Source organism: Sandarakinorhabdus limnophila DSM 17366, from assembly GCF_945882885.1.
GTDB lineage: Bacteria > Pseudomonadota > Alphaproteobacteria > Sphingomonadales > Sphingomonadaceae > Sandarakinorhabdus > Sandarakinorhabdus limnophila_A.
In genome coordinates this window covers 1-21,344 of sequence record NZ_CAMCWT010000043.1, presented here as the reverse complement: position 1 = coordinate 21,344, position 21,344 = coordinate 1, and the positions used below count along the sequence as shown (strand labels likewise).

Annotated in this window: 25 protein-coding genes, 1 tRNA gene and 1 pseudogene; 14 read left to right on the top strand and 13 right to left on the bottom strand. The window is 64.7% G+C overall.

Translation table 11 applies throughout. The features are described 5' to 3' along the window. A partial coding sequence (gene mnmA / locus Q7O19_RS10140; protein ID WP_303810351.1) for a tRNA 2-thiouridine(34) synthase MnmA occupies positions 1-1,034 on the bottom strand: 1,034 nt, incomplete at its 3' end. A gap of 151 nt (positions 1,035-1,185) precedes the next feature. On the opposite strand from mnmA, the gene Q7O19_RS10135 reads away from it, so the two are divergent. Continuing rightward, entirely contained in the window at positions 1,186-1,458 is a 273-nt protein-coding gene (locus tag Q7O19_RS10135) for a DUF1153 domain-containing protein (protein ID WP_303810350.1), read from the top strand. A gap of 134 nt (positions 1,459-1,592) precedes the next feature. Further along, positions 1,593-2,297, top strand: a complete 705-nt coding sequence (locus tag Q7O19_RS10130) for a response regulator transcription factor (protein ID WP_303810348.1) — start codon at positions 1,593-1,595, stop codon at positions 2,295-2,297. 60 nt (positions 2,298-2,357) lie between these two features. On the opposite strand, the gene Q7O19_RS10125 is transcribed toward Q7O19_RS10130, so the two are convergent. The 6 genes from Q7O19_RS10125 to Q7O19_RS10100 are packed head-to-tail and all read right to left on the bottom strand — an operon-like array spanning position 2,358 to position 6,497. Continuing rightward, the gene (locus tag Q7O19_RS10125) at positions 2,358-3,092 is read right to left on the bottom strand and encodes an RNA methyltransferase (RefSeq protein WP_022679780.1); all 735 of its coding nucleotides are present in this window, start codon (positions 3,090-3,092) and stop codon (positions 2,358-2,360) included. Positions 3,093-3,123: 31 nt separating this feature from the next. Next, positions 3,124-3,603, bottom strand: coding sequence for a transcriptional regulator NrdR (nrdR, locus tag Q7O19_RS10120; protein WP_303810346.1), 480 nt, complete (start codon positions 3,601-3,603; stop codon positions 3,124-3,126). After that, positions 3,603-3,989, bottom strand: a complete 387-nt coding sequence (locus tag Q7O19_RS10115; protein WP_303810344.1) for a hypothetical protein — start codon at positions 3,987-3,989, stop codon at positions 3,603-3,605. The genes nrdR and Q7O19_RS10115 overlap by 1 nt, the downstream gene beginning before the upstream one ends. A gap of 31 nt (positions 3,990-4,020) precedes the next feature. After that, positions 4,021-5,325 carry a serine hydroxymethyltransferase gene (gene glyA / locus Q7O19_RS10110; protein ID WP_303810342.1) on the bottom strand — a complete coding sequence of 435 codons (1,305 nt, stop codon included), beginning with the start codon at positions 5,323-5,325 and terminating at the stop codon, positions 4,021-4,023. An 11-nt stretch (positions 5,326-5,336) separates the two neighbouring features. Next, the gene (gene rpiB / locus Q7O19_RS10105; protein ID WP_303810341.1) at positions 5,337-5,765 is read right to left on the bottom strand and encodes a ribose 5-phosphate isomerase B; all 429 of its coding nucleotides are present in this window, start codon (positions 5,763-5,765) and stop codon (positions 5,337-5,339) included. 39 nt (positions 5,766-5,804) lie between these two features. Beyond that, on the bottom strand, positions 5,805-6,497 hold the full coding sequence (locus Q7O19_RS10100) for a VIT family protein (protein WP_303810339.1): 693 nt from the start codon (positions 6,495-6,497) through the stop codon (positions 5,805-5,807). Positions 6,498-6,679: 182 nt separating this feature from the next. On the opposite strand from Q7O19_RS10100, the gene Q7O19_RS10095 reads away from it, so the two are divergent. Further along, positions 6,680-7,054, top strand: a complete 375-nt coding sequence (locus Q7O19_RS10095; RefSeq protein ID WP_303810337.1) for a nuclear transport factor 2 family protein — start codon at positions 6,680-6,682, stop codon at positions 7,052-7,054. 301 nt (positions 7,055-7,355) lie between these two features. Further along, positions 7,356-8,204, top strand: a complete 849-nt coding sequence (locus Q7O19_RS10090; RefSeq protein WP_303810335.1) for an OmpA family protein — start codon at positions 7,356-7,358, stop codon at positions 8,202-8,204. 51 nt (positions 8,205-8,255) lie between these two features. On the opposite strand, the gene Q7O19_RS10085 is transcribed toward Q7O19_RS10090, so the two are convergent. From Q7O19_RS10085 to murI, 3 genes are read right to left on the bottom strand one after another with little or no spacing between them, the layout of a single operon-like run. Next, a complete protein-coding gene (locus tag Q7O19_RS10085; RefSeq protein ID WP_303810333.1) occupies positions 8,256-9,299 on the bottom strand; it encodes an enoyl-CoA hydratase/isomerase family protein in 1,044 nt (347 codons plus the stop codon). After that, positions 9,296-9,748, bottom strand: coding sequence for a PaaI family thioesterase (locus Q7O19_RS10080; protein ID WP_303810331.1), 453 nt, complete (start codon positions 9,746-9,748; stop codon positions 9,296-9,298). Before Q7O19_RS10080 ends, Q7O19_RS10085 begins: the two co-directional genes overlap by 4 nt. 7 nt (positions 9,749-9,755) lie before the next feature. Next, positions 9,756-10,544 carry a glutamate racemase gene (gene murI / locus Q7O19_RS10075; RefSeq protein ID WP_303810329.1) on the bottom strand — a complete coding sequence of 263 codons (789 nt, stop codon included), beginning with the start codon at positions 10,542-10,544 and terminating at the stop codon, positions 9,756-9,758. 185 nt (positions 10,545-10,729) lie between these two features. On the opposite strand from murI, the gene Q7O19_RS10070 reads away from it, so the two are divergent. The 10 genes from Q7O19_RS10070 (at position 10,730) to Q7O19_RS10025 (ending at position 20,186) form a co-directional block, all read left to right on the top strand. Further along, positions 10,730-11,575, top strand: a complete 846-nt coding sequence (locus Q7O19_RS10070; RefSeq protein WP_303810327.1) for a PEPxxWA-CTERM sorting domain-containing protein — start codon at positions 10,730-10,732, stop codon at positions 11,573-11,575. A 33-nt stretch (positions 11,576-11,608) separates the two neighbouring features. Then, a complete protein-coding gene (locus Q7O19_RS10065) occupies positions 11,609-12,490 on the top strand; it encodes a 1-acyl-sn-glycerol-3-phosphate acyltransferase (RefSeq protein ID WP_303810325.1) in 882 nt (293 codons plus the stop codon). Positions 12,491-12,543: 53 nt separating this feature from the next. Further along, positions 12,544-13,956 (top strand): MATE family efflux transporter, encoded by a 1,413-nt coding sequence (locus Q7O19_RS10060; protein ID WP_303810324.1) that lies wholly within the window; start codon positions 12,544-12,546, stop codon positions 13,954-13,956. A 31-nt stretch (positions 13,957-13,987) separates the two neighbouring features. Continuing rightward, entirely contained in the window at positions 13,988-14,749 is a 762-nt protein-coding gene (locus Q7O19_RS10055) for an enoyl-CoA hydratase-related protein (RefSeq protein WP_303810323.1), read from the top strand. Positions 14,750-14,866: 117 nt separating this feature from the next. Then, positions 14,867-15,691 (top strand): enoyl-CoA hydratase, encoded by an 825-nt coding sequence (locus Q7O19_RS10050; RefSeq protein ID WP_303810321.1) that lies wholly within the window; start codon positions 14,867-14,869, stop codon positions 15,689-15,691. A 57-nt stretch (positions 15,692-15,748) separates the two neighbouring features. Next, positions 15,749-17,059, top strand: coding sequence for an MFS transporter (locus Q7O19_RS10045; RefSeq protein WP_303810319.1), 1,311 nt, complete (start codon positions 15,749-15,751; stop codon positions 17,057-17,059). Positions 17,060-17,120: 61 nt separating this feature from the next. Continuing rightward, on the top strand, positions 17,121-18,116 hold the full coding sequence (gene hemB / locus Q7O19_RS10040) for a porphobilinogen synthase (protein WP_303810317.1): 996 nt from the start codon (positions 17,121-17,123) through the stop codon (positions 18,114-18,116). Next, positions 18,116-19,153, top strand: a complete 1,038-nt coding sequence (gene argC, locus Q7O19_RS10035) for an N-acetyl-gamma-glutamyl-phosphate reductase (RefSeq protein ID WP_303810316.1) — start codon at positions 18,116-18,118, stop codon at positions 19,151-19,153. Before hemB ends, argC begins: the two co-directional genes overlap by 1 nt. Continuing rightward, on the top strand, positions 19,150-19,674 hold the full coding sequence (locus tag Q7O19_RS10030; protein ID WP_303810314.1) for a GNAT family N-acetyltransferase: 525 nt from the start codon (positions 19,150-19,152) through the stop codon (positions 19,672-19,674). The genes argC and Q7O19_RS10030 overlap by 4 nt, the downstream gene beginning before the upstream one ends. Continuing rightward, positions 19,671-20,186 carry a gamma carbonic anhydrase family protein gene (locus tag Q7O19_RS10025; protein WP_303810313.1) on the top strand — a complete coding sequence of 172 codons (516 nt, stop codon included), beginning with the start codon at positions 19,671-19,673 and terminating at the stop codon, positions 20,184-20,186. Before Q7O19_RS10030 ends, Q7O19_RS10025 begins: the two co-directional genes overlap by 4 nt. A gap of 3 nt (positions 20,187-20,189) precedes the next feature. Here Q7O19_RS10025 and Q7O19_RS10020 read toward each other — a convergent pair whose 3' ends face one another. The 3 genes and pseudogenes from Q7O19_RS10020 to Q7O19_RS10010 all read right to left on the bottom strand — a co-directional run. Continuing rightward, positions 20,190-20,585: a holin family protein gene (locus Q7O19_RS10020; protein ID WP_303810349.1), complete on the bottom strand. Its 396-nt coding sequence runs from the start codon at positions 20,583-20,585 to the stop codon at positions 20,190-20,192. Between the two features lie 146 nt (positions 20,586-20,731). Next, positions 20,732-20,808, bottom strand: a tRNA-Pro gene (locus Q7O19_RS10015). A gap of 57 nt (positions 20,809-20,865) precedes the next feature. Then, positions 20,866-21,174 (bottom strand): annotated as a pseudogene (locus tag Q7O19_RS10010) (helix-turn-helix domain-containing protein); the annotation flags it as partial. Positions 21,175-21,344 lie beyond the last annotated feature (170 nt).

Genomic DNA, 21,344 nt, shown 5'->3' with positions numbered 1-21,344 from the left:
TGCGGTTCGGCAAAGCGCAGCATGTCGCCTTCGATCCAGCCCTGCGCCAGCGGTGCCATCGATCGCACCTTCACCATCAGCGGGCCATCAATCGGGCCGAGAAGATTGGCGCCATCCAGTTGCACCGCGCGCACCGCCAGCGCCCGGCGCGGCCCGGCGATGACACGGTTCTGCGCGGCATCGATGCCGATCACATACAGCGGCTCGGCCTGGCCACCCAGTTCAAGACCGCGGCGCTGGCCAACGGTGAAACGGTGGATGCCATTGTGGCCGCCAAGCACCCGGCCAGCAATATCGACGATCTCGCCGGGCCGAGCCAGTTCCGGCCGGATCTTCTCCACCACAGCCGCATAATCGCCGCCAGGCACGAAGCAGATATCCTGGCTGTCGGGCTTGGCCGCCACGACCAGGCCAAAGGCTTCAGCCAACGCGCGGGTTTCGGTCTTGGCCAGCCCGCCCAGCGGGAAACGCAGATAATCGAGCTGATCCTGTGTGGTGGTCCACAGGAAATAGCTCTGGTCTTTCGTGGGATCAGCTCCGCGATGCAGTTCGGCGCCATCCGGGCCATCGATGCGCTGCACATAATGGCCGGTCAGCAACGCCTCGGCCCCCAGATCGCGGGCAAGCGAGATCAGATCGGTGAACTTCACCGTTCGGTTACATTCAACGCACGGCACCGGAGTCAGGCCTTTGGCATAGGAGTCGACGAAATTGTCGATCACCGCTTCGCGGAAGCGGCTTTCCATATCGATGACATAATGGGCGATGCCCAGCCGCTCGGCCACAGTACGCGCGTCGCGAATATCGGCCCCGGCGCAGCAGGCGCCTGGCCGGCGTGCGGCGGCACCCTGATCATAGAGCTGCAGCGTGATGCCCACCGTGTGGCAGCCGGCAGTGGCTGCCAGTGCCGCCACCACCGACGAATCGACCCCGCCCGACATGGCGACGGCCACTCGCCGGCCAGCCAAAGGCGCCAGCACGTCGCGCGCGCTGGCGGGCAGCGCGTCAAGATCGAGGAGAAAGGCGGCGGGCATGTTCATGGGCTCAGGCGGCGCAATGGGCATGCGGCCGGTTGTCGTCAAGGGGCGCGCCCGGTAAAGCCGGGCGGCGCGCCGCCGTCATGATGAATGGTTCATCCCGTTTCATCGGCCCCGCGCGCCGACAGGAGGCAAATCCGTGTCTTTCATGTCTCCACCCCCACCCGGATTCGCTGACGATTCGTTGCCTCCCAATGATACGGTGCGTTGGGTGCCCAGCCGCAAGGCCGCCGTGCTCAAGGCGATCCGAGAAGGCCACGTCAGCCTAGAAGACGCTTGCAAGCGTTGGCGCTTAAGCATTGAAGAGATTCAACTTTGGCAGCGCGCCGTGGACAAGGTGGGCACACCTGGCCTGCGGGTGACTCGGGTGCAGATCTATCGTCCACTGTTCGAATCGGATGAAACATGTGGCAAATTATAAGTCAACTTTTGGAATAATTTGGAGAATTTTCTAAAGAGTTGTTTACGTATGCTTATAAATCAGGTTAAGAATACGCAGGGGTGTGTGCCGGGCTTGTTGCGCCCGGCGGCCAATCCGAACTCGGAGACGTATGCATGCGCGTTCTTTTGATTGAAGACGACCGTGCAATGTCTAGCAGCGTTGAGCGCATGCTCGACGAAGCGAGCATCGAGCACGAAACTGCGGGCACAGGGGAGCTCGCGCTCGAATTTGCTCGAACCTATGAATTCGATGTGGTCATGCTGGACCTCACGCTGCCCGATATCAGCGGTCACGAAGTGCTGCGCCAACTGCGCCAACTGCGCATCAATACGCCGGTGCTGATCCTGTCGGGTGACGCCGACACCACCAGCAAGGTGACCGGCTTCGGCGCGGGCGCCGACGATTATGTCACCAAGCCCTTCGACCGCCAGGAACTCATGGCCCGCCTGCACGCCCTCGTGCGGCGCAGCCAGGGTCATGGCCAGTCGCTCATTGTCACCGGTCCGGTCGCGGTTGATCTGGCGGCCCGAAGCGTGTCGGTGGACGGCAAGCGCGTGGCTCTGACCGGCAAGGAATATGCGATCCTCGAGATGCTGTCGCTCCGCAAGGGAATGACGCTGACCAAGGAAATGTTCCTGACCCATCTTTATGGTGGCCGCGACGAGCCTGAACTGAAGATCATCGACGTGTTTGTGTGCAAGCTGCGCAAGAAGTTGCACCAGGCCGGTGCGCCGTCGTCCGGCTGCATCGAAACCGTTTGGGGCCGCGGCTATGCGCTACGCGACCCGGAACCCAATGAATATCCTGCCGTGGCCTGATCAGGTCACGGCACGCTTCTTCCACGAAGGCCGCTGGGCAACCAGCGGCCTTTTTGGTTGTCAGGATGGCCGGCGTGCCTGCACCAAATGGCGCACGACGCCGCGCAGGAACTGCACTTCCGCGCCGGTAAATCCCGGGCGCGTCAGCACATTACGCAGCATCCACCGTGCGGTTTCGGTTTTGCCGGGCGCGGGATTGAAAAAGCCATTGGTTTCCAACCGCGAGTCGATCGTCGCGATCAGCCCGGCTAGTTCATGCTGGGCCGCCGGGCCGTCGCTATTGACCAGCCAGGTGGGTGGCGGCGCGTCATGGCCCATCACCCAGGCATAGCCCAGCACGGCGACGGCCTGCGCCAGGTTGAGACTGCCGAAATCGGGATTGCTGGGAATGGTACAGATGGCGTGGCACTTCAGCAGATCCTCGCGCACCAGTCCGGTGCGCTCCGGCCCGAACAACAGCGCGGATTTGCCGGGCAGCGCCTGCAGTTCCGCCACACAGCCAGCGGGCGACGTCACGCGGCGAACCATGTCGCGCGTGGTTTGCGCGGTGCCGATGGTCAGATGGCAATCGGCAATCGCCTCGGCCACGCTATCAAACACGCGCGCGTTCTCAATCACCTTGTCCGCACCAGCCGCAGAGGGGCCGGCGTCAGGATTGGGCCAGCCGTCACGTGGTTGCACCAATCGCAATTCGGTCAGGCCGAAATTCAGCATGGCGCGGGCCACGGCGCCGATGTTCATGCCCAGTTGCGGGCGCACGAGGATGATCGCGGGCGGATTGAGGGGCAGGCTCATGAGGTCGCCCTAGCCGGTTTGTCTGCGCTTGTCAGTCGGGCTTGCCCTTCACGCCGTTCACGGCCCCGCTTAGCCCGCCCACGAACGTCTCGAAATCCTTGGCTTCACGGAAATCGCGATAGACAGACGCAAAACGGATATAGGCCACCGGATCGAGCGCTTTCAGCGCTGCCATCACCAGTTCACCCACCGTATCGGCTTCGATCTCGGCCTCGCCCAGCGATTCCAGCTGGCGCACGACGCCGTTGACCAGCCGCTCGATGCGTTCGGGCTCCACCGGGCGCTTGCGGCAGGCGATCTCGATCGATCGCGCCAGCTTGTCACGGTCGAACGGCTCGCGCTTGCCGCTCTTCTTGACCAAGGTGAGTTCGCGCAGTTGCACGCGTTCGAAGGTGGTAAAGCGTCCAGCACAGGCCGGGCACTGCCGCCGCCGCCGGATCGACGCGCCATCATCGGTGGGACGGCTGTCCTTCACTTGGGTGTCGTCATTGCCGCAAAAGGGACAGCGCATCAGGGCCTCTTGGTGATGGTGCGCAGGAAGCCGAGCGCGGCGCCGATCAGCGTGCCCCAGAACAGGCCGATGAAGGAGAAAATCAGCCCGACGAAAAAGCCCACCGCAGCGCCCGCCATCACATTGCGGCCCACATCGGTGCCGCCCACCGGGCCAGCCTTGGCAAACAGATCGTCAGCGCCCTGCTTGAATTTCGCGCCAGTGGGACTGTCGAGCAGATCGTCCACCACCTGGCCCGCCTTGGTGAAGCCGGCATCGGCAATATCGGCTATCTGCTTGCCGGTATCGTTGTCGAGCGCGCGCTTGGCCGAAGCCACTGCATCCTCGGCGGCTTGGGTCAGCTTGTCAGGCTCTCGCTTTGGGCCGCCTGCTTCATCCCCCTGCATCCGCGTTTCTCCCCCGAAATGGCGAAGCGGATTAGACCGGATAAATCGGGAAACGCGCGCACAGCGCCCGCACCCGCTGGTTCACCGCCTTTTCCACTTCGGCATTGCCATCATGCCCATTGGCAGCCAGCCCGTCCAGCACATCGGCGATCATGTCGCCAATGGCCTGAAACTCGGCAATGCCGAAACCGCGGGTGGTGCCGGCCGGCGAGCCGACGCGGATGCCGCTGGTCTGGGTGGGCGGCAGCGGATCGAAGGGCACGCCATTTTTGTTGCAGGTAATGCCGGCGCGCTCCAACGCTTCATCGGCCTGCTTGCCGGTAATGCCCTTGGGCGTCAGGTCGATCAGCGCCAGGTGGGTATCGGTGCCGCCAGCCACCACGGCGCAGCCGCGCTCCACAAGCCGCGCCGCCAGCGCCTGCGCGTTGGCGATCACGGCCTTCGAATAATCCTTGAAGCCCGGCTGCAGCGCTTCGCCAAAGGCGACCGCCTTGGCGGCGATAACGTGCATCAGTGGACCGCCTTGCAGCCCGGGGAACACCGCGCTGTTGAACTTCTTGCCCAGTTCGGCATCGCGGGAAAGGATCATGCCGCCCCGGGGCCCACGCAGCGTCTTGTGGGTGGTGGTCGTCACCACGTCGGCATGCGGGATCGGCGACGGATGGATACCCGCGGCCACGAGGCCGGAAAAATGCGCCATGTCCACCAGCAGACGGGCGCCCACCTTGTCGGCAATGGCACGGAAACGGGCAAAATCGATGATGCGCGGATAGGCGGAACCACCGGCAATGATCAGCACCGGCTTGTGCTCCACGGCCAGGCGCTCGACCTCGTCATAATCGATCAGATGGTCTTCACGGCGCACGCCATATTGAATGGCGTTGAACCACTTGCCACTCATCGCCGCCTTGGCACCGTGGGTAAGGTGGCCGCCTGCATCCAGGCTCATGCCCAGAATGGTGTCGCCGGGCTTGGTGAGCGCCAACATCACGGCGCCATTGGCCTGCGCGCCGGAATGCGGCTGCACGTTGGCGTAGGCAGCGCCGAAAAGCTCCTTGGCGCGGTCGATGGCCAGCTGTTCCACGACATCAGAGGGATGGCAGCCCTGATAGTAACGCTTGCCGGGATAACCTTCGGCATATTTGTTGGTGAACACCGATCCTTGCGCTTCTAGCATCGCACGAGAAACGATGTTCTCAGACGCGATCAGTTCGATCTGGTTCTGCTGGCGGTCAAGCTCGGCGGCAATCGCAGCGGCCACAGCAGGATCACTTACCGCAGCCGGCGTTTCGAAGAAGCCATTGGGGCGGATTTCCGTAACGGGACGGGCGCTCATTCCGCTTCTCCTCAACCCAATTTGGCGACGCGCCCGGCATGGCGGCCACCTTCGAACGGCGTGTTCAGAAATTCGGCCACACAATCACGGGCGGTCTCGATGCCGCTTATCCGGCTGCCCAGCGCGATGCAATTGGCATCATTATGCTGACGGGCCAACCGCGCCATCAAGCCGCTGGTCACCAACGCACAACGGGCGCCGGCAATGCGGTTGACGGCGATGGAAATGCCGATGCCGCTGCCACAAACGGCAATGCCCTTTGCGGCGCGGCCATGCGCCACCGCCTCCCCCAGCGCATGGCCGAAATCGGGATAATCGACACTGGCCTCGCTGCCGGGCCCCAGATCGAGCACATCGTGCCCGGCGGCACGCAGTTCATCGGCCAGCAGCGCCTTCAGGGCGTATCCGGCGTGATCGGAAGCAAGTGCAATGCGCGACACGGGGGGTGACTCCTTGGCTGCGCCCTCTCTCTAGACGCATCACACCGCCGTGCCAACCAGCCTGCCGATTCCTGCCGTCAGCGCCATCGCCAGCGCGCCCCAGAACACCACGCGCACCACCGGCCGCAGCGGCGGCGCGCCACCGGCCTTGGCGCCGACATAACCCAGCAGCGCAAGGAACAGGATCGAACCGCCCCCCTGCCCCAGCGCCATCATGTTCATCGGCAGCAGCACGGCGAGCAGCAGCGGCAGCGCCGCCCCCACGGTGAAGGCGCCTGCCGATGCAAGCGCGGCAACCACGGGGCGGGCGGTGGTGATATCGGTGATGTTCAGTTCGTCGCGAGCGTGCGCCGCCAACGCATCATGCGCCATCATCTGGCTGGCCACCTTGTGGGCGGTTTCGGCATCGACGCCGCGTGTCACGTAAATGGCCGCAAGCTCTTCATGTTCATGTTCGGGACTGGCGGCCAATTCCGCCTGTTCACGCGCCAGGTCCGCGCCTTCGGTATCGGCCTGGCTGCTGACCGAGACATATTCCCCCGCCGCCATCGACATAGCGCCAGCCACCAGCCCGGCAATGCCCGCCACCAGCAGCGCCGGCCGCTCCGCCCCCGAGGCGGCGACACCCAGGATCAGGCTGGCAGTGGAGACAATCCCGTCGTTCGCCCCCAGCACGGCTGCCCGCAGCCAGCCGGCACGGGCAACAAGATGGGTCTCGCGGTGGCTGCGCATGGATCCTCCGGCGTTGTGGCCTGTGTTTATCGGTCACCGCGTCCAGCTACGCAATCGGGGGTGCTGCCGGGTTGACAGGCCTGACCGGGCCATTTGCCCAATGGCGACTGCGGGTGAGATTGAGGCATATTCTGCCAACGGCGCGCATGACGCGGGCCCAACAGATATGGATCGAACCAGCCATGGCCAGCACCACCAGCCACGCCAATATCGTGCAACGCGGATGGGAGGCGTTGGGCCGCGGCGATTGGGACACGCTGATCGCGGACTATCTGCCCGACATGCTGTTCGTGATGCCCGGCCAGACTGACATGCTGCACGGCACGGCGGCATTTCGCGGCGCGCTGGAAAACCTGGGCGCGGCCCTGCCGCCGGGCTTTGAAATCACCGGTCTGCGGCAGATTTCGGATGGCGATGAGGTCGTCTCCATCCTGAACTGGGCCAGCACCAAATGTGCCGGCGGCAGCCAGCTTGCCGTGCTGTTCCGCTTTGTGGGTGACAAGATCAGCGAAGAACGCTGGTTTGTCGACATGGTGCAGTGGAAGGCCTGTTTTTAGACCGGGGGCTGACCGGGGCAGGCGGGAATCGCCCCCACGGGCGTTTTCCCCACTAAGCCTGAACGTCACGACACCCCCGCCCTGGCGGCACGGCTTGTCGCGCCCTGTGCACCGTTCAACCGCGCTTTGGCCTGCTGTGCCAACCATGTTCATTCGGCAGCAATGGCGACAGGACGGAAGTGCACAACGGCAGCAATGGCCAAGGGCGACGAGGTTGCCCGATTACAGGGTTTGGCATGCCATCAGGGGCACCGGCAGCCGCGCCGCAACCGAACTGCAAGGGATGAAGCCGATGAACATCATGACCAGAACAGCCAGTACGACAGCGATCATGCTCGCTATGGCCGTAGCCGCACCAGTCGCCGCCCAGAATGCACCCACCGTGCCCGACGCCCCCAACACTCAGACCGTGACCGGCGAACGTCCGCAGCCTGGCCCCGAAATCAAGGGCATCATTTCGGCGCGCAGCGGTGATCGCATGGCGGTGACCGCCGAAGATGGCACCAAGACCATCATCAGCATCGACGACGCCACCCAGGTGAAGGGCAGGACCGGCCTGTTCGGCGGCAAAGGCAAGTTCAGCGCCGCCTCGCTGATGAACGGCCTGCCAGTGACGGTGAAGACACTGCAGGCCGGCGACGCGCTGGTGGCCAGTATCGTTACCTTCCGCGGCAATGATTTCAAGACCGCCGCCATGATCCGACAGGGCACGGCGCAAGGCTTTGAAGAACAGTCCGCCGCCACTGCCGCGCTGCGCGGCCGCGTTGCCGATATCGACAATTACAACGTGAAGGCCACCACAAACGTCTATTTCGACACCGGCAAATGGATCCTGTCAGATCAGGCCAAGGCCGAATTGTGCAATGCTGCGGCCACAGCCGAAAAGACACCCAACGCGCTGCTGCTGGTGGTCGGCTACACTGATTCCGTGGGCGACGAGGATTACAACCAGGAACTGAGCGAAAAACGGGCCAGCCGAGTGTTGGCACATCTGCAGCAGGTGTGCCGCTGGAAACAATTCCGCACCCTCACGCCCAGCGGCATGGCCGAATCCGATCCGGTGGCCGACAACAGCACCGATGAAGGCAAGGCCCAGAACCGCCGCGTTGCCGTCAACGTGTTGGTAAGCAAGGCTGTCGACGGACTGTGATCGAACTGGCGGGCGGCAGGATTGGCCTGCTGCCCGCTTATTCGTCCCTGTTCATTCGAACGTCAGATCACCCGTCTCCGGCACTTCGAAATGCCGCGCCACATCGTCGTCGCTGATCGCCTCGAGCGTGGCGGGCTGCCACTTGGGATTGCGATCCTTGTCGATCAGCTGGGCGCGGATGCCTTCGAAGAAATCATGGCCGTTCCGGATTTCGCACACCATGCGATATTCGTTGATCAGCGCGTCCTCGATCTCCACCCCGCGTGCGGCGCGCAGGCCGGCGAGGCTAAGCTTGCAGCTGATCGGCGACATGCGGCGGATGATGGCGGCCTGTTCCTGTGCCCAATCATCGCCGGCATCCAGGCTGGCCATGATATCTTCCATGCGATCATGGCCAAAATGATAATCGATGGCATCGCGATAGGCGGCCAGTGGCGGTTCGCCAGCATCTTCGTCGAACGCGGCCAGCACTTCGGCCAGAGGTTCATGGCTGGTCGCCAGCAGGTCGCACAGAGTCGGCAGATGCTGTGACGGCACATAGTGCGTGGCGATCCCGCAATAGCGCAGGTCTGCCGCCTTCAGCCGCGCCCCGGTCAATGCCAGCCAGGTACCGATCTCGCCAGGCAACTTCGCCAGTGCATGGGTGCCGCCCACATCGGGGATCAGGCCAATGCCGGTTTCGGGCATGGCAAACAGCGTGCGTTCGGTGGCGATGCTGTAGGGGCCGTGGATCGAGAGGCCCACGCCGCCGCCCATGGTGATACCGTAGATCAGCGCCACCCACGGCTTGCCGCAACGGGCGATGGCCTGGTTCATGCGATATTCGTCGTGGAAGAACGTCTCCCACAGCGCCCGGTTCTGCCGGCCTTCGCGGCCGAGCAGCGCAACATCGCCGCCAGCGCAAAACGCCCGCTCACCGGCGCCATCGATCACGATATGCTGCACCTCATGGTCGCCCATCGCATTGATCACGGCGCGGTGGATGGTCACCGCCATCGGGTGATTGAGCGCATTGAGCGCCTGCGGCCGATTGAGCGTGATCCACAACGCATGGCCACGGCGTTCAACCAGGACCTCGGGGGCGGTTTCGGTCATTGGCGGTCCACCAGCTTGCTGGGGCCATCCAGTTCGATCGGGATGGCCGACGTGGTGAGGCGGGCGAGCAAAGTGCCCTCCTCGTCGAACAGATCTGCTTCCATGAAGGCGATGCGTTTGCCCAGCTTCAGGCAGCGGCCTTCGGCATAGAGCGGCACACCGGCCTTGGCAGGCGCAAAGAAGCTGGTTTTCAGCTCGATCGTCGGGATGCCGATGCGCTTGCCGCTCTTGATGATGGCCGCAAATGCCGCTGCATCATCCAGCATGGCAACCACGATCCCGCCCTGCACATTACCCATCGGGTTGCGGCAGGCATCGATCGGCTGAAACTTCATCTTCACCCGGCCGGCGGCGCTGTCGATCTCGAGAATCTCCTGCCCCAGGATCGCAGCCGTGGGCGGCACGAAGCGGTTCATGCGCGCTTTCAGATCGTCTTCGTTCAGGGCCATTACGGTCTCACCTGCTAATCTCGAGGCCATAGCGGTGCAGCGCCGGTGCCAGCGCGTCAACCTGTTCGTGATGCCGAGTGAACAGCGCACGACCGCGCCCTTCACCCTTGCGCCCGCGGTCGCCAAGCAAATGGGCCACCCGCCGGGCGATGCCGGGCCCGCCGTCGACAAAGCCCATCCCCGGCGCTGCCGCCTGCAACTGCGGCAGCAGCAGCGGGAAGTGGGTACAGGCCAGCACGATCTGATCGATGCGCTCGCCACCGTTCTGGCTGGTCAGCCCCGCCAGTTCCGGCGCAACGTCCGCCGCTGTCACCGGTTCGCCCCGCAAATGCGCCTCGGCCAGTTCCACCAGCCGCGCCGATCCGTGCAGCAGAACCGTGCAATCGGCGGCATGATCGGCGGAAAGCCGCGCCACATAGGGCTGGCGCACCGTCGCCATCGTGCCGAGCACGCCGATTACCCGCGATTTCGACATTTCCGCCGCCGGCTTGATCGCCGGCACCGTGCCAACCACCGGCACATCCAGCACCGCCCGGGCGTGCACCAGCGCGATCGTGGAGGCGGTGTTGCAGGCAATCACGATCAGATGCGGCTGCAACCGTTCGGTGAGCCGACCGAGCAACGCGCACACCCTGGTGGCGACCTCCATCTCGGTCTTTGCGCCGTAAGGAAAACCTGCATTATCAGCAATATAGCTGATATCGATCGCCGGCAGCGCCGCGCGTACGTCATCGAGAACGGACAAGCCGCCCACGCCGGAATCCAGCATCAGAACATGCGTGATGGCCGCCTCCATGCAAGCTTTGCCCGGCTCATGTCATGGCTGGCGGCAAAAGGCAAAACGCGCCGCAAAATCGTGCTCAACAAAGCATGAATTGGCTTTTTCAGCCCTGAAAATTTTCCAGCATCCGCCGTCAACATCGGTGACCAGCATCCGGTTTCGGGAGCTGCCGGCGAGTGCAACAACAGGGAAAAAGCGCGATGTTCAGGCAGATCATCACCGGTGCCGCCGCCGTTCTCGGCCTGGCCAGCACCGCCCAGGCCACGGTGGAGATTTCCACCACAGCCCGCGGCTTGGTGAGCAACGTGCGCGTGGTGGGTCAAGCGCTCACCCTGATCGGGCCGGTTGCTCCGATCAGCGGCCGCACCTCGCCCGGCTATTCGCTGAACAACAGCGCCGCCTCGCTGGCCACCAGCGTCGGGCTGGGCACGGTCTCCGGCGTCACCGCCACGCTTGGCCTCAACAGCGGCGCCATCGCCACCGCGGCCAGCGCCAATGGCACCACCCCGCTCGACATCACCAGCGGCAGTGCCAGCGCCACGGTGAACAACCTCGAAATCGGGCTGGTCACCAGCCTGCTGGGCGTGCCGACATCGATCCTCTCGCTCACTGCCGGCCAGGTGCAATCGGTCAGCATGTTAGACAAGCTTGGCGGCACAACGTTCCTGGCCGGCGGCTCGCTGTTCTCCAACCTTGCGCTCAGCGTCAATGGCAGTTCAGTGTTCAGCTTTGGCAGCAATGCCCAGGTCGCCCCCAACTTCGTCGCCTTTAACCAAAATGGCCTGAAAGTGACGTTGAATCAGCAGTTTGCCAGCAACTTCGACAACACGCGGGTGCTGATCACCAACGCGATCGGCATCAGTTTCAGCAATTATCTGCTCGACGGTCGCAGCCTCGGTGGCACCATCACCGTTGGCCAGTCGCTGGCTGAGTTCATGGACAGCAGTGGCGACCCGGTGCCGGAGCCGACCAGATGGGCGCAGATGCTGACCGGTTTCGGCTTTGCCGGCGCTGCCGCCCGCCGTCGGCGTGCACTGAGGGCTTGACCTGCGCCCACTGCCTGCGGCTATGCCCAGCGCATGGCCGAACCCACCATCTTTGCTGACACGGATTGGCCGCCGCCGCTGCCCGATGCCAATGGTTTCGTGGCGCCACCGGTGCCGGGTGTTGGTGGGGCGCTGGCGCGCCTTGCCCGCGCGCTGGCGGCGGATCCCGGCGGTGGCCGGCGGGTGGCGGCGCGCGGTTTGTGGCTATTGGCAGTCGCGGCGCTGTGCGTGCCACTGCACATGGCCTGCCGACGCCTCGGCCTGCCCTCGCCATGGGCCCGCCGCTTCCTGGGCTGGAGCGCACGCGCCTGCGGCATCCGGGTGCGCAGCATCGGCCAGCCGGTGGCCCGCGACGTCTTCTACATCTCCAATCATCTCAGCTGGACTGACGCGCTCATCCTCGGCGGGCAAACGGGCACCGTGTTCGTGGCGCAGGACGGCATCGCGATCTGGCCCGGCCTCGCCTTCATCTGCCGCCTTAACGACACCATCTTCGTTAACCGCAGCGACCGCATGGGCGTGCCGGCCCAGATCGCCGCCATGCGCACGCAGTTCACGCGTCACAGCCGCATCGCCATGTTCCCGGAAGCCACCTGTTCCGATGGCCGCCGCCTGCTGCCGTTCAAGGCGCCGCTGTTTGCCATGCTGATCCCGCCCCCGCCGGGCGCCACGCTGCAACCCGTGGTGATCGATTGCGACGAAGCCGGGCGCAATCTCGCCTGGGTCGGCATGGAAACCGGCGCTGCCAATGCGTGGCGGCTGCTGTCCCGCCCCGGCACCTGGGAAGCCCGCGTGCATTTCCTTGAACCCTTCAGCCCCGCCGACACGCCCGATCGCAAGGCGCTTTCGGGCCGCGCCCGCACCGCCATCGCGGAGAAATTGTCGGAAACGCTGGGTGGCCGACCGGTGGCTTGATCGAGAGACTGGCATTCCTGACCGTGGTGCGCGCTCTGTCCCCCCGCTAGACGTTGCGAACACTGCTCGAAAAGATCGCGCCGGAAGGACATGATGTGGCGAATGCACCACCATCGCCATTGCTGACAGCGCCGATCGGCCCCACCCTGCTGCGCCTCGCCGCGCCCAACATCGTTTCGATGGTGATGTCGTCGCTCACCATGATGACCGAGGCTTTCTACGTCGGCCAGCTCGGCACCGCGCCGCTGGCCGGGCTGGCGCTGGCCTTTCCGATGATGATGCTGATGGGGATGCTGTCCGCCGGCGCATTCGGCGGCACCATCACCGGCGCGGTGTCCCGCCGGCTGGGCGCGGGTGATCGGGCCGGCGCCGAAGAACTGGCTGTGCATGCCGTGCTGCTGATGGTGGTGCTGGCCAGTCTTTGCGCGGCGGTGTTCTTGGCTGGCGGCCGGTTCATCTACGGCGCACTGGGCGGCACTGGCGCGGTGCTGGAACAGGCGCTGGCCTATTCCGATACGCTGTTCCTCGGCTGTGTCAGCCTGTGGTTGTCCAACGCGTTGGCCGGCATCGTGCGCGCCACCGGCAATATGGGTGTGGCGGCCCGGATCGGCGTCATGGGCTCGGTATTGCAGGTCAGCATCGCTGGCGTGCTGGTGTTCGGGCTGGGGCCGTTTCCGCGGCTGGGCATCGCCGGGGCACCGGCCGGCATCGTCATCAGCAGCACGATTGCCACCATCCTGATGCTGATCTTCCTCACCACCCGCTGCCGCGAACTGCGCCTGCACTTTACCGGCGTGAAACTGCACTGGGCGCCGATCATCGCCATCCTGCGCATTGGCGGGCTGGCGGCGATCAACCCCTTCTGCACGCTGGCCTCCGTGCTGGTCATCACTGCATCCATGGCGCGTTTCGGCACCGATGTGCTGGCCGGCTATGGCATTGGCGCGCGTCTGGAATTTCTGGTGGTGCCGATGATTTTCGGCCTTGGCGCCGCCTCCACCGCCATGGTGGGCGTGCATTTCGGCGCGCGGGAGATCGCCCGCGCCCACACGGTGGCCTGGACGGCTGCCGGCTTCAGCGCGATCCTGGCCGGCGCGATCGGGCTGGTGGCGTCGCTGTTTCCGGGGCTGTGGGCCAATCTGTTCACCGCCGATGAAGCGGTGCGGGCTGCCTGCCGCAGCTATCTGCAGATTGTCGCGCCCTTCTATGCCTTCTTCGGCGTGGCGACGTGCCTGTTCTTTGCCTCACAAGGCGCCGGGCGGGTATTGTGGCCGGTGATTGCCGCCGTGGTGCGCGTGGTGGTCATCGTGGGTGGCAGTGCCGTTCTGGCCGGCAACCCCGGCGCGCAGCCAGCGCAGTATTTCATGATCATCGCTGCCGGCATGGTCACCCATGCGCTGGTTACGGCCAGCGCCATCCGCCTGGGCGCCTGGACCCAGGGCAACCCGGAGGCCGCCACCCGGTGACAGCCCGTCCCGCTTCTGCAAAGATGCGGGCATGACCGACACAAAGCATCTGCTGGTTGACCGTGAGGGCCACATCGTTACGGTGAAGCTTAACCGCCCCGAACAGCGCAATGCGTTGTCGTTGCCGCTGATGCTGGAACTCACAGAGGTATTGCAGCAGATCGGCAACAGCGATGCGCGCGGCGTCATCCTTGCCGCCAATGGGCCGGTGTTTTCGGCCGGGCATCATTTCGCCGACATGGCCGGCCACAGCCATGACGAGGTGCGCGAGCTGTTCCGCATCTGCACCGACATGATGGACCTGTTGCAGGCCCTGCCACAGCCAGTGGTGGCCCGCGTGCACGGCCTCGCCACCGCGGCCGGTTGCCAACTGGTCGCCACCTGCGATCTGGCCGTGGCGGCAGCCAGCGCCAGCTTTGCCCTGCCCGGCGGCAAGGGCGCCCTGTTCTGCCACACGCCATTGGTCGCTGTGGCGCGCAACCTGGGCCGCAAGCGGGCGCTGGAACTGGCGATGACCGGCGACCCCATCGATGCGCGAACCGCGGCCGATTGGGGCCTGGTCAACCGCGTGGTGCCTGATGACCAGCTGGAAGCCGCCACGCTCGACCTCATCAGCCGCGCCACGCGCGGCGCGGCGGAGTCCAAGGCGGTGGGCAAGCAGGCCTATTATCGCCAGATGGAGATGCCTCAGCCTGCCGCCTATGGCCACGCGGGCGATGTCATGGCCGAGAACGCCCTGGGTGCGGCCGCACAAGCCAGCTTCCGCGCCTTCCTCGACAAGCGGAAACATTGAGCCGAAACCGCCGGGAGCCGAAACCGCCAGCACTCGCCTCCCTCCCATGTTTGGGCATCGACATGCGGCACTGATTGCCTGTTCACTCCGCACCACACAACAGCACGGGGAGGAGAAATGGCCATGGTCTACGAAGACATTCTGTACAGCGTCAGCGATGGCGTTGCCGTCATCACCCTAAATCGCCCGGACCGGCTCAACGCCTGGCGCGGCGAGATGGCCCGCGATGTGAAGGCGGCCATGCGCGCCGCCAGCGACGATGATGCGGTGCGGGTGATCGTGCTCACCGGCGCCGGCCGCGGCTTTTGCGCCGGGGCCGACATGAATATGCTGCAGGCCATCCAGAGCGACGGCGCCTCGGCCCGCGGCGCCGCTGGCCCGGCCGATTTCGATGCCAATGCCCGCGCCGATTTCCGCATGCAGAACAGCTGGTTTCCCGCCGTGCCCAAACCCATCATCGGCGCCATCAACGGTGCCTGCGCCGGGCTCGGCATGGTCTATGCGCTCTACACCGATATCCGCTTCGCCTCCGATGCGGCGATGTTCACCACCGCCTTTTCCAAGCGCGGGCTGATCGCCGAACACGGCATTTCCTGGCTGTTGCCGCGCCTGATCGGCTTTGCTGCGGCCGCCGATCTGCTGTTTTCGTCGCGCAAGGTCGATGCCGCCGAAGCATTGACGCTGGGGCTGGTGACGCGCGTTTTCCCGGCTGCCGAGTTCGAAGCCGGCGTGATGGCCTATGCGAAGATGCTGGCCAACGACGTGTCCCCGCGTTCGCTGCGCGAGATGAAGCGCGAGCTGTGGAACGCGCAGTTTGAATCGCTGGGCGAAGCGATTGCCGCTGCAGATGCCGACATGGCCGGCAGCTTCGCTTCGGAGGACTTCAAGGAAGGCGTCGCGCATTTCCTCGAAAAGCGGCCGGCGCGCTTTACCGGCCGCTGACTGGACGGCGACCCTGCGAGCGGCCATGCTCACGTCGATGGGGCGGGGGCAGCAGACATGACAGCAGGAACGTCTGCGGCATCGGCTGAGGGCTTTGCGCCCGGCCTGCCCGAACGGGTGATTTGGAAGGCGCAGCTGCGGCTGCTGCCCCTGCTGTTCTTCGCCTACATGATCGCGATCATCGATCGCGCCAACATCAGCTTTGCCGCCCAGACAATGAATGCTGATCTCGGCTTTTCGGCCAGCGTCTTCGGCTTTGCCGGCGGCATCTTCTTCGTCAGCTATGCCCTGCTGGAAGTGCCGTCGAACATGCTGATGATGCGTTTTGGCACACGGCTGTGGGTGACGCGGATCATGATCAGCTGGGGCGTGATTTCCGCCGCCCAGATGTTCGTGACCACGCCCCTGCAATTCTATGCGCTGCGTTTCCTGCTCGGCGCGGCCGAAGCCGGCTTTTTCCCGGCCATCCTCTACTACGCCAGCCTGTGGTTTCCGGCGCAGTGGCGCGGCCGGGTGATCAGCCGCTTTTATGTGGCCCAGCCCGTCACCCAGATCGTGATGGGCCTGATATCGGGGCCGATCCTGGCAATGGAAGGCCTGTCGGGCCTGCACGGCTGGCAATGGCTGTTCCTGCTGGAAGCCTGCCCGGCCATCGCGATGGGCTTCATCATCTGGCGCTATCTGCCGGATGCGCCCGATCGCGTTGGCTGGCTCGCCCCTGAGGAACGCCGCTGGCTGACGGCCACGCTGGCCGCCGAAGCCAGTACCAGCACCGCGCATGAAAGCGTGTTCAAGGCCATTTCCGACCCGCGCCTACTGATGTTCGGCATCATTTGGTTTCTGTGCACCGGCGGCCTGAATGCCTATCTGGTGACGATGCAGTTGATCCTGGCCGAAAAGACCGGCTTTTCGGCCAACAGCGTCGGGCAGTTGACGGCGGTGTGCGGCATCGTCGGCGTCATCATGCTGCTCGGCGTCAGCGCGCGCAGCGACCAACGGCAGGAACGTTTCTGGCACGTGATCCTGCCTTGGTCCGTGGGCGCCGGCGCCTTCATCGCGCTTGCCATGGCCGATCTGCCAGTGGTTGCCATCATCGCTGCCCTGCTGATCGCCGCAACAATTTTGCCGGTCCATTCCGTGTTCTACGCCGCCCTCACCGAAGGATTGCACGAACGCCACCGCGCGGTCAGCATCGCCGCGGTCAACACCTTCGGCCAGTTCGGCAGCTTTTTGGCCACCAGCGGCTTCGGCGTCGCCCGCGATGCCACCGGCAGTTACAACGCCGGCATCGCCGCCATCGCGGCGGGCGCGGTGGTGAGTGTTGTCCTGCTCAATTCGCTGAGACTGAAGACCGTCGCCAAAGCGTGAGTGCACTTGTGGGATTGGCGGCACTGGTGACAGCGCCGCTTTGGCCGGCTAATCCACCATCATGACTCACGCTGCCTACCCCGCCGCCCGCCTCCGCCGCACCCGGATGACCGCCTGGAGCCGCGATCTGCATCGCGAAACGTCGCTCAGCCCGGCCAATCTGATCTGGCCGCTGTTCCCCACCGAAGGCCACGACGTGGAAACGCCGGTGAGTACCATGCCCGGCGTGTCGCGGCTGAGCGTCGACCGGTTGGCCAAGGCGGCAAAAGAGGCGGCAAGTCTGGGCATTCCGGCGGTGGCGCTATTCCCGCACACCAGCCCGGATCGGCGCAGCGAGGATGCAAAGGAAGCGCTCAACCCGGACAATCTGATCTGCCGCGCCATCCGCGCCATCAAGGAGGCGGCACCGGAGGTGGGTGTGCTCACCGATGTAGCGCTCGATCTCTACACCAGCCATGGCCATGATGGTCTGTTGAGCGACGCTGGCGAGATCTTGAACGACGCCACGGTGGAGATGCTGGTTGGCCAGTCATTAAACCAGGCCCGCGCCGGCTGCGATATCATTGCCCCGTCCGACATGATGGATGGCCGCGTCGCCGCCATCCGCGCCGGGCTGGAGGCAGACGGGTTCCACAACACCCAGATCATGGCCTATTCGGCCAAATATGCCTCGGCCTTCTATGGCCCCTATCGCGATGCGGTGGGCAGCGGCGGCGTGCTGAAGGGCGACAAGAAAACCTATCAGATGGATCCGGCCAATGCCCGCGAAGCGCTTCGCGAAGTGGCGCTGGACATCGCCGAGGGCGCGGATTCGGTGATGGTGAAGCCGGGGATGCCCTATCTGGACATCATCCGCGCCATCCGCGACGCCTTCGACGTGCCGGTGTTCGCCTATCAGGTGAGCGGCGAATATGCGATGCTGGAAGCCGCGATTGCCGCTGGCGTTCTGGATCGCAACAAGGGCGTGCTGGAAGCATTGATGAGCTTCCGCCGCGCGGGTTGTTCGGGCGTGCTCACCTATCACGCGCCGCTGGCGGCGCGGCTGATGGGGGCGTGATGGGCGAACGCGTGCGCATCGCGGTCTTGGGGGCTTCGGGTTACACGGGGGCAGACCTTGTGCGCCTGGCGCTCACCCACCCGCGCATCGAGATTGCGGCACTGGCCGCCAATGCCAAGGCCGGGCAGACGATGGCGCAGATCTGGCCGCACTTCGCGCCCTATCCGAACCTGCCGCGGCTGGTGAAGGCGGACGCGATTGATTTTGGCAGCATCGACGCGGTGTTCGGCTGCCTGCCGCACGCGGCGTCGGCAGAGCTGCTATCCACCATCACGGACACGCGCATCATCGATCTTTCGGCCGATTTCCGCCTGAAGGATGCCGCCACCTATGCCGAGTGGTATGGCGGCGCGCACCCCTCTTCGGGCTTGTTGCCAGAGGCGATTTATGGCCTGACCGAATTTGCGCGCGACGCCCTGCCCACGGCGCGGATTGCCGCCTGCCCCGGCTGTTATCCCACCGCCGTGCTGCTCGCACTGCTGCCCTTGGTGGCGGCCCATGCAATTGGGGCGGACAATATCACCGTCAACGCGCTGTCGGGCGTATCGGGGGCCGGGCGCAGCCTGAAGGAAGCGAACCTGTTTCCCGAAGTGGCAGAAGCCGTTCACCCCTATGGCATCGGCCGTCACCGCCACATGCCGGAAATGGAGCAGGAGCTGAGCTCACGCGCGGGCAAGCCGGTCACCATCAGCTTCACGCCGCACCTGATCCCGATGAACCGCGGCGAGCTCGTCACCTGCATCGTCGAAACCCCGCACGGCCCGGATTATCTGCGCGAAGTGCTGGCCGATGCCTATACCGATGAACCGTTCGTGCACCTGTTGCCCGAAGGCATTGCCCCCGCCACCCGCATGGTGCGCGGCTCCAACCACGCGGTGATCAACGTGTTCGCCGATCGCGTGCCCGGCCGCGCCATCGTGATCGCCGCGATCGACAATCTGGTGAAGGGCTCTTCGGGCCAGGCCATCCAGAATTTCAACGTGATGTTCGGCCTGCCCGAAACCATGGGGCTGGAACAGGCGCCGCTCTTCCCGTGATCGAAACGGCCCGCCTGATCCTCAGGCCCTGGCGGGACCATGATCGCGCAGCCTTCACCGCGATGGGCGCAGACCCTGAGGTGATGGCGCATTTCCCGGCGCTGCTCAGCCGCGCCGAAAGCGATGCGATGGTGGATCGCATCGGGCTGATGATGGCCGATCAGAGCTTTGGTTTTTGGGCGGTGGAGCGACGCGACAGCGGCGGCTTCATCGGCTTTTGCGGGCTGAACCGGGTGAGTTTCCCTTGCCCAGTCGAAGGCGAAGTGGAGATCGGCTGGCGGCTGGCCCGCAATGCCTGGGGTCAGGGCTTTGCCCGCGAGGCGGCGCAGGCCTGCCTGGACTGGGGCTTTGGCCACGGCATGACCCGCATCGTCAGCTTCACCGTGCGGGCCAATGTGCGCAGTTGGGGGCTGATGGAGCGGCTTGGCCTGGTGCGACGTGGCGATCTGGATTTTGATCATCCGCGTGTGGCCGACGGCAGCCCGCTGAAGCGCCACATCGTGTACGAGGCGGCGGCATGACGGTTCACCCATTTGGTTCTGACATGCCACAGATTGCCGATGACGTGTTCATCGCGCCGGGCGCTCACGTGATCGGCAAGGTGAGCATCGGTGCCGGCAGTTCGATCTGGTTCAACTGCGTTCTGCGCGGCGACGTGGGCCGGATCAAGGTGGGTGAGCGGACCAACATCCAGGATGGTACGATCGTGCATGTGACCGGCGGCCGGTTCGATACCCATATAGGCGATGACGTGCTGATCGGCCATGGCTGCATCATCCACGGCTGCCGGCTGGAGAACCACGCCTTCGTTGGCATGGGCGCCATCGTGCTGGATGGGGCGGTGGTGGAACCTGACGCCATGCTGGCCGCCGGCGCGCTGCTGACGCCGGGGAAGGTCGTGAAGGGCGGGGAATTGTGGGCCGGGCGGCCAGCGAAATTCCTGCGCAGCCTAACAGCGGCTGAAACTGCCGGCAACCGGGCCGGAGCGGCCGGCTATGCCAGGCTGGCGGAGGTCTATCGGGCCGGTGAATAAGCGTTATTTGTCAACACCCTTTACCTTGCCCCACTGGCGAGCGGCGGCGTAGCCAAGATAGCCAGTGCCGAACAAGGCATAGAGCGGTTCGGGCAGGCCGTTCAGATAACGGGTCATGCCAGCGGCGATATCATGGGCCGTCTGCGGCTGCACGGCTGCAATGAGCCCCATCGGGATGGACCACATCAGCAGCGCATACATCACATAGAGGAAGCTGGGCCGGGCGCGGCTGGTCCAGGGATCGTTGCTGGCGGATTCGGCCACGATGGCGGAAAGCTGGGTGGAGAGCAGCTCAAGCTCCTGGCTGTTCTGCAGCTTCATCAGTTCGATCTTGGCCGCGTCCCGCGCCTTGGGATCGGGGATGATCTTGTCGAGCAAGCCGGCAACCGGCGCGATCAGGGCATGGGGATGGACATGGGATGGGCCTTTCCCGTTGGAGGGAGGCCAAATTTTAACCAATATGGTTCGTGTAGGACAGGCGCAAGCATGCCGCCGCTGCTTCCCCTGAGTGGGGAGCAACCGCTTGACTGAATGTCTGAAGAAAATGGTCGGAGCGACAGGATTCGAACCTGCGACCTCCAGACCCCCAGTCTGATGCGCTACCAGGCTGCGCTACGCTCCGAGCCGAGGGCGGACTTAGGGGCTATCGCAGCGTGATGCAACCCCATTCTCTGGCCCCTCAGGCGGCGTTCTCGAGCCCATATTGCTTGAGCAGGTCATAGAGCGTCGGCCGGCTCACCCCCAGGAACTTGGCCGCTGTGCTGACATTGCCATCGGCACGCAGCATCGCCCGGCGAATGGCCTGGCGATCGGCAGTCTCGCGCGCAACCTTCAAGGTGAGGGCGGCTTCGTCGCTGCTGTTGACCAGATCAAGATCGGCCGCGGTGAGGCGGCTGCCTTCGGCCATGATGACGGCGCGCTTCATGCGGTTTTCCAGCTCACGCACATTGCCCGGCCACGGCCAATCGGCGATGGCGGCGATGGGTGCTGTCAGTCTTGTGCGAACTCGTCTCTCGAAGATGCAGCTCGGGCTTTGCGTGCGACGCTTAGCTGGCAAGCGATTGCCACTCGGCCAGTGCGGCTGAGCGGCGTTCTTTGAAGGTTTGGCGATCGACGATGTGGCGTTCGAGATTGAAGTGATTGTGGACGTTGGCGTGG

Bases quoted from the DNA above. Each gene is read 5' to 3' on its own strand.
- Q7O19_RS10130 (WP_303810348.1), top strand. From the start codon at position 1,593: ATGCGCGTTCTTTTGATTGAAGACGACCGTGCAATGTCTAGCAGCGTT.
- Q7O19_RS10025 (WP_303810313.1), top strand. From the start codon at position 19,671: ATGACGGTTCACCCATTTGGTTCTGACATGCCACAGATTGCCGATGAC.
- glyA (WP_303810342.1), bottom strand. From the start codon at position 5,325: ATGAGCGCCCGTCCCGTTACGGAAATCCGCCCCAATGGCTTCTTCGAA.
- Q7O19_RS10050 (WP_303810321.1), top strand. From the start codon at position 14,867: ATGGCCATGGTCTACGAAGACATTCTGTACAGCGTCAGCGATGGCGTT.
- Q7O19_RS10095 (WP_303810337.1), top strand. From the start codon at position 6,680: ATGGCCAGCACCACCAGCCACGCCAATATCGTGCAACGCGGATGGGAG.
- Q7O19_RS10125 (WP_022679780.1), bottom strand. From the start codon at position 3,092: ATGAGCCTGCCCCTCAATCCGCCCGCGATCATCCTCGTGCGCCCGCAA.
- murI (WP_303810329.1), bottom strand. From the start codon at position 10,544: ATGGAGGCGGCCATCACGCATGTTCTGATGCTGGATTCCGGCGTGGGC.
- Q7O19_RS10085 (WP_303810333.1), bottom strand. From the start codon at position 9,299: ATGACCGAAACCGCCCCCGAGGTCCTGGTTGAACGCCGTGGCCATGCG.
- Q7O19_RS10055 (WP_303810323.1), top strand. From the start codon at position 13,988: ATGACCGACACAAAGCATCTGCTGGTTGACCGTGAGGGCCACATCGTT.
- Q7O19_RS10090 (WP_303810335.1), top strand. From the start codon at position 7,356: ATGACCAGAACAGCCAGTACGACAGCGATCATGCTCGCTATGGCCGTA.
- Q7O19_RS10045 (WP_303810319.1), top strand. From the start codon at position 15,749: ATGACAGCAGGAACGTCTGCGGCATCGGCTGAGGGCTTTGCGCCCGGC.
- hemB (WP_303810317.1), top strand. From the start codon at position 17,121: ATGACTCACGCTGCCTACCCCGCCGCCCGCCTCCGCCGCACCCGGATG.
- Q7O19_RS10100 (WP_303810339.1), bottom strand. From the start codon at position 6,497: ATGCGCAGCCACCGCGAGACCCATCTTGTTGCCCGTGCCGGCTGGCTG.
- Q7O19_RS10115 (WP_303810344.1), bottom strand. From the start codon at position 3,989: ATGCAGGGGGATGAAGCAGGCGGCCCAAAGCGAGAGCCTGACAAGCTG.
- Q7O19_RS10135 (WP_303810350.1), top strand. From the start codon at position 1,186: ATGTCTCCACCCCCACCCGGATTCGCTGACGATTCGTTGCCTCCCAAT.
- nrdR (WP_303810346.1), bottom strand. From the start codon at position 3,603: ATGCGCTGTCCCTTTTGCGGCAATGACGACACCCAAGTGAAGGACAGC.
- Q7O19_RS10065 (WP_303810325.1), top strand. From the start codon at position 11,609: ATGGCCGAACCCACCATCTTTGCTGACACGGATTGGCCGCCGCCGCTG.
- Q7O19_RS10080 (WP_303810331.1), bottom strand. From the start codon at position 9,748: ATGGCCCTGAACGAAGACGATCTGAAAGCGCGCATGAACCGCTTCGTG.
- argC (WP_303810316.1), top strand. From the start codon at position 18,116: ATGGGCGAACGCGTGCGCATCGCGGTCTTGGGGGCTTCGGGTTACACG.
- Q7O19_RS10070 (WP_303810327.1), top strand. From the start codon at position 10,730: ATGTTCAGGCAGATCATCACCGGTGCCGCCGCCGTTCTCGGCCTGGCC.